The organism is Methylobacterium sp. Leaf112 (genome assembly GCF_001423295.1).
Taxonomy (GTDB): Bacteria; Pseudomonadota; Alphaproteobacteria; order Rhizobiales; family Beijerinckiaceae; genus Methylobacterium.
Genome location: NZ_LMNG01000012.1, coordinates 94,242 through 110,256 on the forward strand (window position 1 = coordinate 94,242; position 16,015 = coordinate 110,256).

General features: G+C 68.7%; 15 protein-coding genes. 5 read left to right on the forward strand and 10 right to left on the reverse strand.

What is annotated here, in order from left to right:
* Positions 1–19: 19 nt before the first annotated feature.
* A complete protein-coding gene (locus tag ASF52_RS07200) occupies positions 20–337 on the forward strand; it encodes a hypothetical protein (RefSeq protein ID WP_056170661.1) in 318 nt (105 codons plus the stop codon).
* A gap of 9 nt (positions 338–346) precedes the next feature.
* Here the strand turns inward: ASF52_RS07200 and thiL are convergent, their stop codons facing one another.
* The 7 genes from thiL to glyA all read right to left on the reverse strand — a co-directional run bounded on the left by thiL (position 347) and on the right by glyA (position 6,215).
* Positions 347–1,342, reverse strand: a complete 996-nt coding sequence (gene thiL, locus ASF52_RS07205) for a thiamine-phosphate kinase (RefSeq protein WP_056169886.1) — start codon at positions 1,340–1,342, stop codon at positions 347–349.
* Positions 1,339–1,833, reverse strand: coding sequence for a transcription antitermination factor NusB (gene nusB / locus ASF52_RS07210; RefSeq protein ID WP_056169889.1), 495 nt, complete (start codon positions 1,831–1,833; stop codon positions 1,339–1,341). The genes thiL and nusB overlap by 4 nt, the downstream gene beginning before the upstream one ends.
* Positions 1,834–1,838: 5 nt before the next feature.
* Positions 1,839–2,345, reverse strand: a complete 507-nt coding sequence (ribH, locus tag ASF52_RS07215) for a 6,7-dimethyl-8-ribityllumazine synthase (protein WP_056169891.1) — start codon at positions 2,343–2,345, stop codon at positions 1,839–1,841.
* Between the two features lie 182 nt (positions 2,346–2,527).
* A complete protein-coding gene (locus ASF52_RS07220) occupies positions 2,528–3,172 on the reverse strand; it encodes a riboflavin synthase (RefSeq protein WP_056169894.1) in 645 nt (214 codons plus the stop codon).
* Complete coding sequence (gene ribD, locus ASF52_RS07225) at positions 3,173–4,273, reverse strand: bifunctional diaminohydroxyphosphoribosylaminopyrimidine deaminase/5-amino-6-(5-phosphoribosylamino)uracil reductase RibD (protein ID WP_056169897.1); 1,101 nt, start codon at positions 4,271–4,273, stop codon at positions 3,173–3,175.
* The gene (nrdR, locus tag ASF52_RS07230; RefSeq protein ID WP_056169900.1) at positions 4,270–4,791 is read right to left on the reverse strand and encodes a transcriptional regulator NrdR; all 522 of its coding nucleotides are present in this window, start codon (positions 4,789–4,791) and stop codon (positions 4,270–4,272) included. The genes ribD and nrdR overlap by 4 nt, the downstream gene beginning before the upstream one ends.
* Positions 4,792–4,910: 119 nt before the next feature.
* On the reverse strand, positions 4,911–6,215 hold the full coding sequence (glyA, locus tag ASF52_RS07235) for a serine hydroxymethyltransferase (RefSeq protein ID WP_056169904.1): 1,305 nt from the start codon (positions 6,213–6,215) through the stop codon (positions 4,911–4,913).
* A 301-nt stretch (positions 6,216–6,516) separates the two neighbouring features.
* Here glyA and ASF52_RS07240 point away from each other — a divergent pair, with 301 nt between their 5' ends.
* Positions 6,517–7,170: a hypothetical protein gene (locus tag ASF52_RS07240; protein ID WP_156630000.1), complete on the forward strand. Its 654-nt coding sequence runs from the start codon at positions 6,517–6,519 to the stop codon at positions 7,168–7,170.
* A 2-nt stretch (positions 7,171–7,172) separates the two neighbouring features.
* The gene (locus ASF52_RS07245; protein ID WP_056169911.1) at positions 7,173–7,604 is read left to right on the forward strand and encodes a hypothetical protein; all 432 of its coding nucleotides are present in this window, start codon (positions 7,173–7,175) and stop codon (positions 7,602–7,604) included.
* Positions 7,605–7,783: 179 nt separating this feature from the next.
* Here ASF52_RS07245 and ASF52_RS07250 read toward each other — a convergent pair whose 3' ends face one another.
* Positions 7,784–9,100, reverse strand: coding sequence for a L,D-transpeptidase family protein (locus ASF52_RS07250; protein ID WP_056169914.1), 1,317 nt, complete (start codon positions 9,098–9,100; stop codon positions 7,784–7,786).
* A 517-nt stretch (positions 9,101–9,617) separates the two neighbouring features.
* Between ASF52_RS07250 and ASF52_RS07255 the strand changes: the two genes are divergently transcribed.
* Both ASF52_RS07255 and ASF52_RS07260 read left to right on the forward strand, forming a co-directional pair.
* Positions 9,618–10,136 (forward strand): copper chaperone PCu(A)C, encoded by a 519-nt coding sequence (locus tag ASF52_RS07255; RefSeq protein WP_056169917.1) that lies wholly within the window; start codon positions 9,618–9,620, stop codon positions 10,134–10,136.
* A gap of 131 nt (positions 10,137–10,267) precedes the next feature.
* Positions 10,268–11,239 carry an alginate O-acetyltransferase AlgX-related protein gene (locus ASF52_RS07260; protein WP_056169920.1) on the forward strand — a complete coding sequence of 324 codons (972 nt, stop codon included), beginning with the start codon at positions 10,268–10,270 and terminating at the stop codon, positions 11,237–11,239.
* A gap of 70 nt (positions 11,240–11,309) precedes the next feature.
* On the opposite strand, the gene ASF52_RS07265 is transcribed toward ASF52_RS07260, so the two are convergent.
* Entirely contained in the window at positions 11,310–13,739 is a 2,430-nt protein-coding gene (locus tag ASF52_RS07265; protein ID WP_056169923.1) for a penicillin-binding protein 1A, read from the reverse strand.
* 176 nt (positions 13,740–13,915) lie between these two features.
* Positions 13,916–15,187, reverse strand: coding sequence for an N-acetylmuramoyl-L-alanine amidase (locus tag ASF52_RS07270; RefSeq protein WP_056169925.1), 1,272 nt, complete (start codon positions 15,185–15,187; stop codon positions 13,916–13,918).
* Positions 15,188–16,015 lie beyond the last annotated feature (828 nt).

Sequence of the window (16,015 nt, forward strand, 5' to 3'; positions counted from 1 at the left end):
GGTGCGCGACGAGGACACCATGATCGACATCATCCAGGCTCTTCAGCAGCGTAACCCGACGCTCGGCCCCTACGTGCTGGTGTTGCGGTCGGACTCCCGCGCTCGCGACGCCTCCGATCCGACCCGGCTCGCGCCGGAGGCCGAGGCCTGGATCGCCGAACACGCGCCCGGCGCGAAGTTCTCCCAGGAGAAGGTGCTGCTCGCCCCCTATCCGGGCGCGATGCCGGCCGACCGGGTGGTCGCCGTGATGGCGTTCGCCGACGCGCGCCAGCTCGCGGCCTTCGCCACCCAGTGGACCGCCGATCCGGAGCCGCCCGAGGACGACGAGGCCGCCTGATGCGCCGCGTCAGAAGTGGCTGAAGGAGGCCGCCGCGTAGGTCTTTCGCGCGCCATCCGCGGCTTCGAAGACGGGGGCCCCGTCCCCGGCCAAGACCGTACCGATGGGGTGGAGGGGGATGCCGACGGCTTCCGCCCCGGCGCGGATCGCCGCGAGGCTTTCGGGTGGAACCGCGCAGAGAATCTCGTAATCGTCTCCCCCGGTGACGATCGTATCCATCAGGTCCGGCGCGTGCGCTGCGGCGCTTGCAGCAGCTTGGGAGAGCGGAACGTCGGCGAGACGGACAAGGGCGCAGCGCCCCTCCCCCTTCAGCATCTTCGCGAGATCCCCCGCGAGCCCGTCCGAGATGTCCATGGCGGCGCGGGCGTGCCGCCGCAGGACCGGTGCGAGGCCGAGGCGCGGGCGCGGATGCCGGTAGCGGGCGACCAGGGCGGCGCGATCCGCCGCGCCGATGGCATCGCCCCAATCCGGCAGGGGTGAACGGCACAGGGGCAGGCCGAGGGCGGCGTCGCCGATGGTACCGCTGACGCAGAGCACGTCGCCGATCGCCGCCGTCATCCGCCGCACCATGGTGCCGGCGGGCACTTCGCCCAGCGCAGTGACGCCCACCGACAGGGGCCCGGCGGCCCGGACCGTGTCGCCGCCCAGCAGCGCGCCGCCGAACGCCGACAGGGCGTCGCCGAGGCCTGTGGCGAAGGCGGCGAGCCACGCCTCCGTCCAATCGTCGGGCAAGGCCAGGGTCAGGAGAATGCCGCGCGGAGCCGCCCCCTTGGCGGCCAAATCCGAAAAGTTCACCCCGACGGCCTTGCGGGCGATGGAGGACGGCGGATCGTCGGGGAAGAAGTGCACACCGGCCACGATGGCGTCGGCGGTCAGCACGAGGTCGTGGCCGGGGGTCGGCGTCAGGGTGGCGGCGTCGTCGCGCATCCCGTCTGCGCCGGGGCCGGCCAGCGGCGCGAAGTAACGCGCGATCAGCCCGTCCTCGGTGGGACGGTCGCGGCTCACGCCCGGCCCGAACCGGGCAGGCTGGAACCCGGCAGACCAGCAAATTCCTGGCCCCGGACCTCGCGGGCCACCTTGTCGAGGACGGCGTTGACCATGCCGGGCTCGTCGCCGCCATAGAAGCTGTGGGCGACATCGACGTATTCGGAGATGGCGGCACGGGCCGGCACGTCGCGGCGGTGCATGAGCTCATAGGCCCCGGCGCGCAGGATCGCGCGCAGGACCATCTCGATGCGCTTCAGGGGCCAGCCCTGCGACAGGGCGTTGTCGAGCATCGGATCGATGGCGCGCTGCTCCTCGACCACGCCGCGCAGGAGATCGCGGAAGAAGGCGATCTCGGCCGGCGGGTGCTCGACACCGTCGACGGTCTGGCCGATCCAGAAGGTCTCGAACTCGGCCACTGCCTCGATGACGCCCTTGCCGGAAATCTCCATCTCGTAGAGCGCCTGCACCACGGAGAGGCGCGCGCCGCTGCGCTCGATGACTTTGGCCATGGGGCTCAATCCTCTCCGACGGGCGCGGCCGCGGCGGCCCGCTTCAGGGCCAGCACCGCCAGCGCCGCCTCGGCGGCACCGCCGCCCTTGTTCAGTTCGGACACGCGGGCGCGGGCGAAGGCCTGCGCCTCCGTCTCCACCGTCAGGATGCCGTTGCCCAGCGGCAGCAACCGGGCGACGGAGAGGTCCATGAGGGCGCGCGCGCTCTCGTTCGCGACGATGTCGTAATGTCCGGTCTCGCCCCGGATGACGCAGCCCAGCGCCACGGCGGCGTCGTAGGGCTGGCCGGCGCGGGCGGCGGCCTCGACCAGGATGGCGATGGCGGCAGGGATTTCGAGGGCGCCCGGCACGGTCACCACCGTCGTCTCCGCCTCGGCCGCGTCGAGGGTGGCACGCGCGCCCGCCAGCATCGCATCGGCGAGTTCGTCGTAGTAGCGGGCCTCGACCACGAGGACGCGGGCGCCCCGGACGATGGCGGGCGACGGGCGGGGGACGTGCTGGGTCGAAACCATCGTGGGGCCTTGTGGATGCGCGGCGCGGGAGCGGACTTTTCGTGCGTCTCGACGTTGCCGCCCTGGATCGGCCGGGTTGTCCCGGCTCGCGCGTCGAGCCCGTGCCGTAGCCTGCCCGATCGGAAGGGCCGAGCGATAGACCGAAGGCGCCCGGCCGACAAGCGGCTCCCCGGCGGAGGGCTTCAGCGGGTCAGGGCGCCTTGCGCCTCCGTGAGGCGCGCGGCGTAGCGAGCGATGAGATCGACCTCGAGGTTGAGGGCATCGCCCTGGCGCCGCTGGCCCCACGTCGTCACCGCCAGGGTGTGGGGGATGAGGAGGACGGAGAAGAGATCGTCGGCAACCGTGTTGACCGTCAGCGAGGTGCCGTCGAGGCAGACCGAACCCTTCTGGGCGATGAAGCGCGACAGGCCGGCCGGAGCCCGCAGGGTGAAGCGGTCGCTCGGCGCCCATTGCGGATCGCCGGTACCCCCGGTGACGGAGTCGCGGGCGACGATCTCGGCACGGCCATCGACATGCCCGGTGACGAGGTGGCCGCCGAGTTCGTCGCCGATCTTCAGGGAGCGTTCGAGGTTGACCCGCGTGCCCGCGACCCAGGTGCCGACGGTGGTCAGCGCCAGGGTCTCGGCGGCGGCGTCGACGCTGAATTCGCATCCCCCCGCCACCGGGTCCACGGCGACCGCCGTCAGGCACGGGCCGGAGCAGGCGATGGAGGCGCCCAGCGCGATGGTGGCCGGATCGTAGGCGGAGCGGATGCGGATGCGGCGCAGGCGGTCGTCCCCCGATACGCCGACGACCTCTCCCACATCGGTGACGAGACCGGTGAACATCTAGACGCTCCGCTCATACGTGATCGCGCGATCGGGACCGAACGTGCGCGCTTCGACGGGCTTCAGATGGCCCTCCTCCAGGCTGGATGCGAGGTGCGACCCGATGGCCGGCAGGCCGCCCGTCCCGAGGGCCGTGGGTCCGGTGATCAGGGTGCAGACATCGATGAGGTCGGCGCGCGCCAGGGCATCGGCGAGGCGGGGGCCGCCCTCGCAGCATAGGCGGGTGAAGCCCCGCTCGGCCAAGGCTTCCAGGGCAGCGGGCAGATCGACCCGCCCGGCCGCATCGGCGGCGACGCCGATCACCTCGACGCCGAACGAAATAAGCATCCGCTTCACATGGGCGGGCGCGTTGCGGGTGGTGACCACGAGGGTGGGAATGTCGCGCGCGCCTCGAACGAGGTGGCTCGACGGCTGGAGCCGCAGGCTCGAATCGAGGACGACGCGCAGGGGCGAGCGCCCGGACAGGCCGGGCAGGCGCACGGTGAGCGACGGGTCGTCGGCCCGGGCCGTGCCGATGCCGACGAGGATCGCGTCGGCATGGGCCCGCCACAGGTGGACGGCGCCGTCGGCGATTGCGCCGGTGATGCGCAGGCGCTGGTCAGGCGCCCCGGCGGCGAAGCCGTCCCGGGTCCGGGCGAGCTTGAGGTGCAGGCTCGGCCGTCCGAGGGTCACGCGGGTGACGTGGCCGCGATGGTCGCGGGCCGCCTCCTCCCGCAGGACGTCCGTCGCGACGGCGATCCCGGCCTGGCGCAGGAGGGCGTGTCCCCGTCCGGCGACGCGCGGATCGGGGTCTTCGAGGGCAGTCACCACGCGGGCGATCCCGGACGCCACGATGACGTCGGTGCAGGGCGGAGTGCGGCCGTGATGCGAGCACGGCTCCAGGGTGACGTAGAGGGTGGCGCCGCGCGCGGCCGCGCCCGCCATGGCGAGGGCCTGAGGTTCGGCATGGGGCCGCCCGCCGGCCTCGGTCACGCCCTGTCCGACGATGCGCCCGTCCGCGACCATGACGGCGCCGACGGAGGGGTTGGGCCAGGTCCGCCCAAGATTGCGGTGGCCGAGGGCCAGGGCCAGCCGCATGTAGGCGGTGTCGCGCGCGCTCATGGTCGCGGACGGGGCTTGGCGCGCAGGGGCGTCACCGTGCTGTCGGACTCCTCGCCCTGAGCGGCCCCGGGTGGCGCCTCGGCCAAGGTACCCAGGAGCGCCTTGAAGTCGCTGGCCTCGCGGAAGTTCTTATAGACAGAGGCGAAGCGCACATACGCGACGTCGTCGAGCCCCTTCAGCCCCTCCATCACCAGTTCGCCGATGGATTCCGTGGTGATCTCGCCCTCGCCGCCGCTCTCGAGCTGCCGGGTGATGCCGCTGACGAGGCGCTCGACGCGTTCCGGGTCGACGGCGCGCTTGCGCAGGGCCACGCCGATGGAGCGCTCGAGCTTGTCCCGGTCGAACGGCACCCGCTTACCCGAGCGCTTGAGCACCGTGAGTTCGCGCAGTTGCACCCGCTCGAAGGTGGTGAAGCGGCCACCGCAATCCGGGCAGACCCGGCGCCGCCGGATGGCGTCGTCGGTGGGGCGCGAATCCTTCACCTGGGTGTCGGGGCCGCTGCAATAGGGACAGCGCATTGGGCGGACACCTGTGCGGGGAGCGGGGAAGAACGAGAAACGGCCGCGCACCCTCCGGTCCGCGGCCGTTTCCCTTAGCGTGTTGCGGTGCACGCGTTAAGCGCGAACACCGCCTGGTCTCAAGCGTAGATCGGGAACCGGTCGGTGAGGGCGTGAACCTTCTGCTTCACGGCCGCCTCGATCTCGGCATCACCCGCTTCGCCCTTGGCGACCAAGCCGTCGAGGACTTCCACGATGAAGCCGCCGATCTGCTTGAACTCGGCGACGCCGAAGCCGCGCGAGGTGCCGGCCGGGGTGCCCAGCCGAATGCCCGACGTGATGGTGGGCTTGGCCGGATCGAACGGGACGCCGTTCTTGTTGCAGGTGATGTCGGCGCGGCTGAGCGCCGCTTCCGCAGCCTTGCCCGTGAGACCCTTCTTCTGAAGATCGACGAGCATCAGGTGGTTGTCGGTGCCGCCGGACGTGATGTCGTAGCCGCCCGACATCAGGGTGTCGGCCAGCGCCTTGGCGTTCTCGATGACCTGACGGGCGTAGATCTTGAACTCGGGCTTGAGGGCCTCGCCGAAGGCGACCGCCTTGCCGGCGATGACGTGCATGAGCGGGCCGCCCTGGAGGCCGGGGAAGATCGCCGAGTTGAACTTCTTGGCGAGCGCTTCGTCGTTCGTCAGGATCATGCCGCCGCGTGGGCCGCGCAGGGTCTTGTGGGTCGTGGTGGTGGCGACGTGCGCGTGCGGGAACGGCGACGGGTGCGCCCCGGCGGCGACGAGGCCGGCGAAGTGGGCCATGTCGACGAAGAAGTACGCACCGACGGCATCGGCGATCTCACGGAACTTGGCGAAGTCCCAATGACGGGGATAGCCGGAACCACCCGCGATGATCACCTTGGGCTTGTGCTCGTGAGCGAGGGCCTCGACCTGCTCCATGTCGATGCGCTGGTCGTCGCGGCGCACGGTGTAGGAGACCGGCTTGAACCACTTGCCCGAGACGTTCGGAGGCGCGCCATGGGTGAGATGGCCGCCGGCGGCGAGGTCGAGGCCGAGGAAGGTGTCGCCCGGCTGCATGAGAGCCATGAATACGCCCTGGTTCGCCTGGGAGCCGGAATTCGGCTGCACGTTGGCGAAGCCACAATCGAACAGGCGCTTGGCGCGCTCGATGGCGAGGTTCTCGGCGATGTCGACGAACTGACAGCCGCCGTAATAGCGGCGACCCGGATAGCCCTCGGCGTACTTGTTGGTGAGGACCGACCCCTGAGCCTCGAGCACCGCCTTGGAGACGATGTTCTCGGAGGCGATCAGCTCGATCTCGTGCTGCTGACGACCGAGTTCCTGACCGACGGCGGCGGCCACTTCCGGATCGGCGTCGGCGAGCGACGCGTTGAAGAACGAATTCGAGAAGTGCTTGTCGGCAACGGTACCGGCGCTCATGGATGGCCTCGATTGTTGAACGGGCGAAGGCGTCCGTTATCCGCTGGCGTTACGGCGGGCGGACGCTCGATGCGCATTTTATTACACGGGCGGCGGGATCGGGCCAAGCGCAGCTAATTTGCGGTGTCCTACAAAAAAACTTTCACGCGCTCTCTGAAACGAAGGCACGAAGTCCTGGAACAAACCGTGCCGCCACTCCGGCGATGCCAAACCGGAACGATCGTCACGCGATAAAACACTCATAAGTTGTATTTTCCGAGATGGTATGGGAATAAGGACCTACATCGATTCGGAGGTACGCATGATGTCGCGGCAGTTCCAGATTGCTCTCCACCGATGCGAGGTCGCTGCCATCCGCTTGCGACTGGCTCTACTTCGAAGCGCCTACGATGCCGTGAAGGCCGGGTTCAACGCCAGCCAGTCTCGCGACGAGAGAGGGCGGTGGAATGGTGGAGGAGGCGGACCTGGCATCGTCGTCGTTCGACGCGACCGGACCGGTCATCCGAAGATCGATCTGACGTCCGATCGCCTCGTGGAGGTCATGAAGGAAGTCGTCGCCAATGTCGGGACCGGAAGGGGGCCTCTCTACGGAACGGCCATCCACACCGAGGCAGCAAAACTCATCAGAGAGTCCGATTTTCCTGGGATAGGCCGGCGCGGAGTCGAACAGAGTTTCAGTCTCGGCGACACCGTGCGGTATGGCCTCGATGGCAGCATCAGGACGGATATTGTTCTCCGCGACGGTCGAACGAATGCCGCGCCCATCTTGGCGGTATGGGATGTCAAGACCGGTGGCGCGAAGCTCACCCCGGAACGCGCGGCACAGATCCGACAGCATCTCGGCGTCGGCGACGACGTCCCTATCGTCGAGCTGCACATCTCGAAGGGACTCGACGCGAAAAGCTACATCTACGCGATGGTTAGTTCATTCTCAATCATAGGGCCGAACCCATGAGCATGGATCTTTACGTTTTCTATGACGGCCAGTTTCCGAACCTTATCGAATGGCAAAAAACCATCGACGGATTTGGGTTCGACTTGAAATTCTCCCGAGATCAGATCCTCATAGGGGAAGGGGGCCTGCTCAAAGCAAAATGGAAAACCCGTGATGCTTCGTTCGAATTTCGACCGTGCGATTTTGACAAACTCACGGAAACCTACGACGATATCGACTTTGGTCGGAGGTGGAGCACCGCTTATGCCTTCTATTGGTCCGGTTTACCCGAATGCGTTGCCGCCTATATCGCTGCCGTGACACTCGCCCAGATGCGTGACGGCGTCGTATTCGATCCCCAGGACAGTCTTATCCTCCGGGACCAAGAGGCGATACGCATGGCACGCGAGAACGAACTTCTGCTACCGAAGATCGAGGCTTCCCTACGCCATTGAGAACTGTTTTCGCGAAGTGACTTTGTGCTCGTCCCGGCCTTACACGAGCCAAATGTCCCGAATCGGCCGGGATCGACAAGCAAACACAACAGACAGGATGCCGTCATCCGGGACGGGGCCCTATGGCACCCGCCCCGGAAAAGATCAGGGACTCGAGAAGCCGATCCCCTTTCGCTGCCTTAGTTCTCCTCGTCGCCCGGCTCGAAGCTCGGCACCGGCTCGGCGCTAGCGACGGGGGTCGGGGCCGAGAGGGTGGAGGGCACGTTCACGCCGTCGCGCTTGTAGATGTCGTCGCGGAACTGCACCGAGCCGTCCGGGGTCGCCCAGGCGGTGATGTAGGTCCAGTAGACCGGCACGGGAGTGCTCAGGGTGGCGTCGACGCGCTTGCCGCTCTCGATGGCCTGCTCGACCTGGTCGCGGCCCCAGCCGGGCGTGTCCTTGAGGAGCCAGGTGATGTACTCGCGCACGTTCTGCACGCGCACGCAGCCCGACGAGATGAAGCGGAAGTCGTCACCGTAGACGCCCTTCGAATTGGTGTCGTGCATGAAAACCCCGTGCGGGTTCGGAATGTTGATCCGCACGATGCCCATGGAGTTGAAGTCGGCACCCGAATCCTGGCGATAGCGGTAGCGCGTGCCCTCGTCCGAATTCCAGTTCACCGAGGCCGGGGAGATCTCGGTCTCACCGGTGAAGATGCGGATCTTGTTGTCGGTGAGGTAGTTCGGATCCTTCTGCATCTTGGGGATGAGGTCCTTCTTCACGATGGAAGCCGGGACCGTCCAGAAGGGGTTGAAATTGATCTGCGTTGCCTTGGTGTTCATGATAGGCGACTGGCGGTCGATCTTGCCGACGCCGGCGGCGTGCAGGGTCACGACCTGGCCGTTCTCCACGGTCTGGACCAGGGCGGCGGGGATGTTGGTGATGACGAAGCGGTTGCCGAGGTTGCCCGCGTAGGAGCGCAGGCGCACCACGTTGATTTCGAGCTGGTGCAGGCGAATATCGGCCGGCACGTTCATGGCCTGCTGGGTCGCCATGCTCATGGCACCGGTCTGGCTGAGGCCGTGGCGGGCCTGGAAACGCTTCACGCCGGCCGACACGTAGGAATCGTAGACGCCCGAGCCGCCGGACGCCGAATCGAGGTCGCCGGAGATGATCAGGCGCTGACGCACGGCGCTCACGGCCGGGCCCTTGGAGCCGATGCGCAGGCGGTCGGCCCCCGAGACCGGCTTCCAGCCACCCCGGTTCACGATATCCCGGTAGCGCTCGATAGTCTGCTCCGAAGCGGCGATCGTCTGCGGCGACAGGATCGGCGTCGAGGAGCGCTGCACCTGCATGGTGGTCGGCGCGGCGTAGTCCTGCGCCCACTCGGCCTGGGCGTAGCCGCTGGGCTCGCGGGCGGAAGCGGACTGAGCCATGAAGGCCACGGACGCGGCGAGGGCGAGGCCAAGGGACCTGTGGAGGCCGGAAGACCTGGGATGGAGAGCCTGTTTCAGCATCGGGCGAACTCTGATCTGACGTAGGGTACGGCGTGTGGTGCCCGGCCGCCGGCGCATGACGCCGTGTCCGAAGCACCCCTTGCCGCGAACGTGTCGGGGTGCGGTTAAGAACTCATGGCGTCCGGGCTACAATATGGCGCTGCGGGACTTTGCGATGACTTCCGCGCGGGCGTATCGCCCCCGCCACAGGACGGTGCAGGCACGAATCGGGTCTACGGACCGCTCGGGCATCGCCGAAGCGCCGCATCAGGCCGGGTAGGATCGGAGGCGGTCAAGCCGCGCCACTCTCCGCAAGCCTCCGAGGCAGCTCGCTTTTTTCGAAGCACGCGATGGTTCCGGGGCGCCTTCGCGACGCCGCCGTCGTGGACCGGTCGCCCGGGGAATCACCGCAGGGTGTGGGCACGCCGAAGAAGTGCCCTTGCGCACGATCGATTTGCGCGCATGGTCGTCCCGCGTCGGCCGTCCCCGACCGGACCCCGCCATCTCGTCCTACCGCCCGACCCAACGGACCCCTGCGATGAATCAAACCGCCCGCACCGCCCTGCGCTTCGCTCTCGTAGCCTCCGCCCTCGGTCTCGTGCCGCAGGCGCGCGCCGCCGAGCCCATCACGGCCGGGACTTTGCGGATCGAGACACCGTGGATGCGGGCGACGCCGGGGGGCGCCAAGGTCGCGGGCGGCTACGTTCGCGTCACCAACACCGGTACGCAGGCCGACAGGCTCACGGGGGCGGCCATCACCACCGCGGGCCGGGGGGCGATCCATTCCATGACCATGGCGGGCAACGTCATGAAGATGGCGGCCGTGCCGGACGGGTTGCCCATCGCACCCGGCCAGACCCTGGAACTGAAGCCCGGCGGTCTTCACTTGATGTTCGAGGATCTCAAGTCCGCCCCGAAGGTCGGTGAGCCCGTCTCCGGCACCCTAACCTTCGAACGCGCCGGGACCGTCCCGGTCACCTTCTCGGTCGCGCCCATCGGCGCGACGAGCCCGAACGCGATCGCCCCCGGCGCCCCGGCCGCGCATCACCACCACTGAAACCGGCGACGTCTGGATTCCGATGGGCCACACCGGGGGCAACCTGGATATCGGCTTGGAAACCCGCGTCCGATCAAGGCACTAACCCGGGCGCGTTGGCACGCCGCCGCGAACCCGATTAGACCCCCCGAATGAGCCTTTCCGCAGCCATAGAGCCGCACACACAGACCGCGATCCATCCCGACATCCATGTCGGGCGCGACGGCTGGCTGTTCCTCACGGGGGGCAGCAACGCCGTCCAGGCGCAGTACGGCGTGCCCGGATTTCCCCGGGGGAAGCTGTGGCGCTGGCGTCGCCTCCTCGAGGCTCGGACCCGGCGCCTGGAGAAGATGGGGATTCGCTACGCCCACGTCGTCGCCCCCGAAAAGCTCGCCATCCACGGCCACGCCTTCGACGGCCTCGCCCTCGACCCCGACCGCGCGCCGGCCGTGCGCCTGGAACGCTGGTTGCGCCTGTCGCCGGCCCGTCGAACCTATGTCGATCTCGTGCCGCCGTTCCGGGTGCGGGCCCGGGACACGGCGCTCTATCGCCACACGGACACCCACTGGACCTTCGCGGGGGGCTGGCTCGCCTATGCGGAGATCTGCCGGAGCCTCGGGGTGCGTCCGCGCTACGACATCGCCCAGCGCCGCATCGGCACGCCCCAGGTCTATGGCGGCGATCTCGGTTCGAAGTTCACGCCGGTCCGCTGCGAAGTCGCCGAGCCGTGCCTGTTCGAGAGCGCGGCCCGGAGGGTCCACGCCAACGCGCTGATCACGGCGTTCGAGCAGGAGGGCCGGGGGCGCGACGCGCATATCGGCACCCACGCGATCTTCCGCAACGCGTCACCCGGGGCCGATCCACGCCGCCTCGTCCTGTTCGGGGATTCGTACGCGCATCATACGCCCAACGGCGCCACCGGCACCCTGACGCCGCTCTTCGCCGACACGTTCCGGGAGGTGCATGTGCTGTGGTCGACGAGCATCGACTGGAACACCATCGCGCGGGTCCGCCCCGATTTCGTCGTTTCGGAAATCGCCGAACGCTTCATGGTCGACGTGCCCCAGGCCGGCTTCGACATCGACAAGCTCGCGGCCCTGGCCCTGGCGCGCAAGGGCTTCTGACCAACGGGAATAGGGTTCCGGTGAACGAAAACGGCCGGGATCGGGTCCCGGCCGCTTCGAAGGCTGCGTCTCAGTACAGGCCGCCGGCCTGAGCGGCACGGTCCGCGTCCGGCGGAGCGCCGCCGCTGGGCGGGGCGTTGCTGGGCGCCGCGACGTAGGCATCGGGCGGCGCGGTACCGGGCTTGAACGCCTCGAGGATCGTGCCGGGGCCTTCGCCGGAGCCGGCACGCATGCCGGACGAAGCCGAAACGCGGATGAGCTTGATCCCGGGCGGGACGCGGAACGGCGTGGGCGGCTTGTCCTTGAGGGCCTGCTTCAGGAAGTCGAGGGCGATGGGGGCCGAGAGGCCGCCGCCCGTGGCGCGGTCGCCGAGCGAGCGCGGCTTGTCGAAGCCGATATAGACGCCGACGGCGAGATCCGGGGAGAAGCCGACGAACCACGCATCCTTGGCGTCGTTGGTGGTTCCGGTCTTGCCGGCGAGCGGCTTGCCGACCTGCTTCAGGATGGTGGCGGTGCCGCGCTGGACCACACCCTCCATGATCGAGACCATCTGGTAGGCGGTGAGCGGATCGAGGACCTGCTCGGAATCGTCCACGAGCTTCGGCTCGTCCTGGCCGGACCACTTCTCCGCGTCGCAGCCGAGGCACTTGCGGGCGTCGTGCTTGTAGATGGTCTCGCCGACCCGGTCCTGGATGCGGTCGATGAGGGTCGGACGGATACGCCGGCCGCCATTGGCGAGCATCGAGTAGGCGGTCACCATGCGCATGACCGTGGTCTCGCCGGCGCCGAGCGACATCGGCAACACCGGCAGCATGTCGTCGTAGACGCCGAAGCGGCGGGCGTACTCGGCGATGAGCGGCATGCCGACGTCCTTCGCCAGCCGCACGGTCATCAGGTTCTTCGAGTGCTCGATGCCGTAGCGGAGAGTGTGCGGGCCGCCGGACTTGCCGTCGTAGTTCGACGGGGTCCAGGCCTCCTGGCCGGGGCCGGCCTCGATGGTGATGGGCGAATCCTGGACGATCGAGGACGGCGTGTAGCCGTTGTCGAGGGCCGCCGAGTAGACGATCGGCTTGAACGACGAGCCCGGCTGGCGCATCGCCTGCGTCGCCCGGTTGAACTGGCTCTCGTCGTAGGAGAACCCGCCCACCATGGCGTGGACGCGGCCCGTGTAGGGGTCCATGGCCACGATGGCGCCGGAGACTTCCGGACGCTGGCGCAGGCGGTAGGCCCCGCGGCCGCCGTCGATCGCCTCGACGTAGATCACGTCGCCCGCACTGAGGGCGGCGGCGGGCGAGCGGCCGGTCCAGCGCGTCCCCTCGGCCGCGATGGTGCCGGTCTCCCGATCCTTCGAGACCTGGCCCGAAGCCTCGCGCCGGGGCTGGAGGCCGATCTGCGCGGCGCCCCCGGTGGTGCTCAGTACCACGGCGAGGCGCCAGGGCTGCACGTCGCCGAGACCCGGAACCTCGGCTACGGCCAAGCCCCAGTCGCGGCCGACGAGGTCGACCTTGGCCTGGGCCCCGCGCCAGCCATGGGACTGGTCGTAGCGGATCAGGCCGTCGACGAGGGATTTGCGGGCCCAGGCCTGCATCTTCGGGTCGAGGGTCGCCCGGACGGAGAGACCGCCCTCGTAGAGCTTCTTCTCGCCGTAGCGCTCGGCGATCTCGCGGCGGACCTCTTCGGTGAAGTAGTTGGCGTTGGCGGCGTTGGCGAAGGCGACGCGGGGGTTGACGCCGAGCGGCATCTTGCGGGCGGCGTCGCCCTCCTCCTTGGTGATGTACCCGTTCTGGGCCATCAGGCCGATGATCTCGTTGCGGCGGTCCAGCGCCTTCTGGGTCTGGCGATAGGGGTGGTAGTTGTTCGGCCCCTTCGGCAGGGCGGCGAGGTAGGCCGCCTCGTTGATCGTCAGTTCGTGGACGGACTTGCCGAAGTAGTCCAGCGCCGCCGCCGCGACGCCGTGCAGGTTGCGCCCGGGCACGATGGTGCCGAGGAAGATCTCGTTGAGGTAGAGTTCGAGGATCTTGTCCTTCGAGTAGGCGGCCTCGATCCGGAAGGCGATGAGCGCCTCCTTGGCCTTGCGCTCGAAGGTCTGCTCGGGGCTGAGCAGGAAGTTCTTCGCCACCTGCTGGGTGATGGTCGAGGCGCCCTGCTTCTTGCCGCTCTTGAAGTTGGTCAGCGCGGCGCGGACCAGCCCTTCCGGATCGACGCCGCCGTGCTTGTAGAAGTTCTTGTCCTCGGCCGAGAGGAAGGCCGCGACGACGATCTTCGGCATGGCCTGGATCGGCAGATAGAGACGGCGCTCGGTGGCGTACTCGGCGAGCAGCGAGCCGTCGGCGGCATGCACCCGGCTCATCACCGGCGGCTCGTAATTGGCGAGCGCCGCGTGGTCCGGCAGATCCTGGCTGTACTTCCAGTAGAAGAACGCCCCGGCGGCCGAGGCGACCACGAACAGCATCGCACCGATGCTGAACAGGAAGCCGAAGAAACGAAGGATGATGCGCATCCGGGTCCCGTTCGTCGCTGGATCTGCCACCGGTCCGGCCTGGACGCGGCTCGCCGCTCGCGGCAGCGGGCATGAGGAAGGGCGGCGTTCGCTCGGGGCTACCCGCGCGGCCGTTCCCGTCGAAGTCGCGACGTCGGTTGGACCGGGGCGCCGTGAGCCCCGGTTTCACTCTCATTCTATGGTGAAACTGGGGCGATTGCCGCCGAACGCCGGGGCGGGTTCGGCCGGGTCAGGGAGGTCCGGTTGCCGAAGAATGCGTCGATGGCCTTGGCCATTCCGCCGGTGACGTCGGCGCGCCAGGCCTCCGACTGGAGGAGATCGAGGTCGCGCTTGCTCGACAGGTAGCCGAGCTCCACCAGCACGGACGGCACGTCGGGCGAGCGCAGCACCATGAAGCCGGCCTCGCGGTGGGGCTTGGGGCTCATCTCCATGACGGGGCCGAGCTCGGCCATCAGGCCTTTGGCGAAGCCCGACGAGAAGGTGCGGGTCTCGCGCAGGGTGAGTTCCTGGAGGATGTCGGCGACGTGCCCCGGCCCCTCGTTCGACTCCGTGCCGGCGGCGGCGTCGGCCTTGTTCTCGCGCTCGGCGAGGCGGGCCGATTCGGCGTCCGTGGCCTTCTCCGAGCCGGTGTAGATGGTCGCACCCCGTACCTGCGGGGCGGACTGGATCGAATCGGCGTGGATCGAGACGAACAGGTCGGCCTTCGCGTCGCGGGCGATGCGCACCCGCTCGGAGAGCGGCACGAACACGTCGCGGTCGCGGGTCATCCGCACCCGGTAGCGTCCGCCCGATTCGAGGCGGGCGACGAGGGCCTGCGCGAAGCCGAACACGATGTCCTTCTCGAACACGCCCGTGGCGGCGATGGCGCCGGGATCGGTGCCGCCGTGGCCCGCATCGACCATGATGAGCGGGCGGGCATCCGTCGCCTCGGGCGGAGCCACGGCCTTGCGCGCCTGGGGTGCCGGATCGCTCGCCACCGCAGCGCGCTTGAAGCCTTCGCGGTCGCTGCGCTGGAACTCGACGGTCAGGAGCACGGCCCCGTCGCGGGCGCGGGTCACCGTCTCGATCTTTCCGACGGTGGCGGGCTGGGCGAGGTCGACGACGATGCGCGAGCGTCCGGGTGCGAACAGGCCGTAGCGGAACGAGGCGACCACACCCTCGCGCTTGCGCCCGGTCTCCGTGCCGAGCTGAAAGTTGACCTCCGCCAGATCGATCACGGCGCGGTCGGGCCGCTCCATCACGAAGGCGCGGGCCTCGATGGCCTTCGAAAGGGTCAGGGTGAGTTTGGTGATGCCGGGACCGCCGCTCGACAGGTCCGCCGCGATGGCGACCGCCGCCGACGCGCGGACGGACTTGTCGCCGTCCTGGGCCCGCGCGGAGGGACTGGCGGTCAGCGCGAGGCTCGCCGCGAGGACGATCGACCGAAGCAGGCGGTGGGATGCGAACATGGGTCCGGCGTTCCGGTTCCTGATGGCGTCCGGTTAAGCGATACGGCCGCGATGGTTAACTGTTCCTTGTGCCACGCCGTCGGTTGGCATGGGGTTGTGGCCGGCGCGCGACACTCGCGCGGGCCATGATCGGCACGAGCTCGCGCCTCACCGACGCGAACAGCGCTTCGGCGGCGTGGCGAGCGCGGCCCTGATCGTTCGCAAGTCGGAACGTCGCGTCGCCATCCATCGCTGCGTTCCCTTCCCGGACGCCGCATCGGGCCGGGCGCTGGACCGGTGAAGACGGTCGATGGAAAAACCCTCGCCGGCCGGGGGCACGTGGCCTCGGGGCCGGACGGGCGTCAAGGTCGCCATTGCCCCGTCGTGGAAGGGACTTATCGCGGGACGTGCGGCGTTTCCATCTTGCCAAATCCCTGCGGCGATCTGTAATGAAACTGTACCCTTCCCGGTGCCGTGCGGTATGCTCCGCGGCCCGCGGACGTTTCGAGTGATCGCTCGGGCGTCTTCGCCGTCGGTTCCCGCGCCATGCTCGCCGGTGCTCCAAAGAGCCGGGCAGGTGACGGTTCAAGCTGCGGCCGCTCGGCTCGCGGCCATTCTTCGAAATCCGTGGCCGGCGGTATCCGGCCCAAGAGTCTTCGCGAGGTCAGGGAGAGGATGGGAGGACACACAGCATCGGTTGCCGTTGCTCGTGTTCGACGCATGCGCGTTTCGCGTGGCGCCGCAGTCCCGTCGGCCCTGACCAGGATCAACCCCACGCGCGCCGATCACCGGCGCCCAAAGGCGGTTGACGGCAATCCCTTCCCCACAGTTCCCGCGATCCGCGTTTTC

Coding starts and splice junctions, on each gene's coding strand:
- ASF52_RS07240 (WP_156630000.1), top strand. CDS start 6,517: ATGATGTCGCGGCAGTTCCAGATTGCTCTCCACCGATGCGAGGTCGCT.
- ASF52_RS07265 (WP_056169923.1), bottom strand. CDS start 13,739: ATGCGCATCATCCTTCGTTTCTTCGGCTTCCTGTTCAGCATCGGTGCG.
- nrdR (WP_056169900.1), bottom strand. CDS start 4,791: ATGCGCTGTCCCTATTGCAGCGGCCCCGACACCCAGGTGAAGGATTCG.
- ribH (WP_056169891.1), bottom strand. CDS start 2,345: ATGGTTTCGACCCAGCACGTCCCCCGCCCGTCGCCCGCCATCGTCCGG.
- ASF52_RS07255 (WP_056169917.1), top strand. CDS start 9,618: ATGAATCAAACCGCCCGCACCGCCCTGCGCTTCGCTCTCGTAGCCTCC.
- ASF52_RS07220 (WP_056169894.1), bottom strand. CDS start 3,172: ATGTTCACCGGTCTCGTCACCGATGTGGGAGAGGTCGTCGGCGTATCG.
- ribD (WP_056169897.1), bottom strand. CDS start 4,273: ATGAGCGCGCGCGACACCGCCTACATGCGGCTGGCCCTGGCCCTCGGC.
- ASF52_RS07250 (WP_056169914.1), bottom strand. CDS start 9,100: ATGCTGAAACAGGCTCTCCATCCCAGGTCTTCCGGCCTCCACAGGTCC.
- nusB (WP_056169889.1), bottom strand. CDS start 1,833: ATGGCCAAAGTCATCGAGCGCAGCGGCGCGCGCCTCTCCGTGGTGCAG.
- ASF52_RS07260 (WP_056169920.1), top strand. CDS start 10,268: ATGAGCCTTTCCGCAGCCATAGAGCCGCACACACAGACCGCGATCCAT.
- ASF52_RS07245 (WP_056169911.1), top strand. CDS start 7,173: ATGGATCTTTACGTTTTCTATGACGGCCAGTTTCCGAACCTTATCGAA.
- glyA (WP_056169904.1), bottom strand. CDS start 6,215: ATGAGCGCCGGTACCGTTGCCGACAAGCACTTCTCGAATTCGTTCTTC.
- ASF52_RS07270 (WP_056169925.1), bottom strand. CDS start 15,187: ATGTTCGCATCCCACCGCCTGCTTCGGTCGATCGTCCTCGCGGCGAGC.
- ASF52_RS07200 (WP_056170661.1), top strand. CDS start 20: ATGATCGACATCATCCAGGCTCTTCAGCAGCGTAACCCGACGCTCGGC.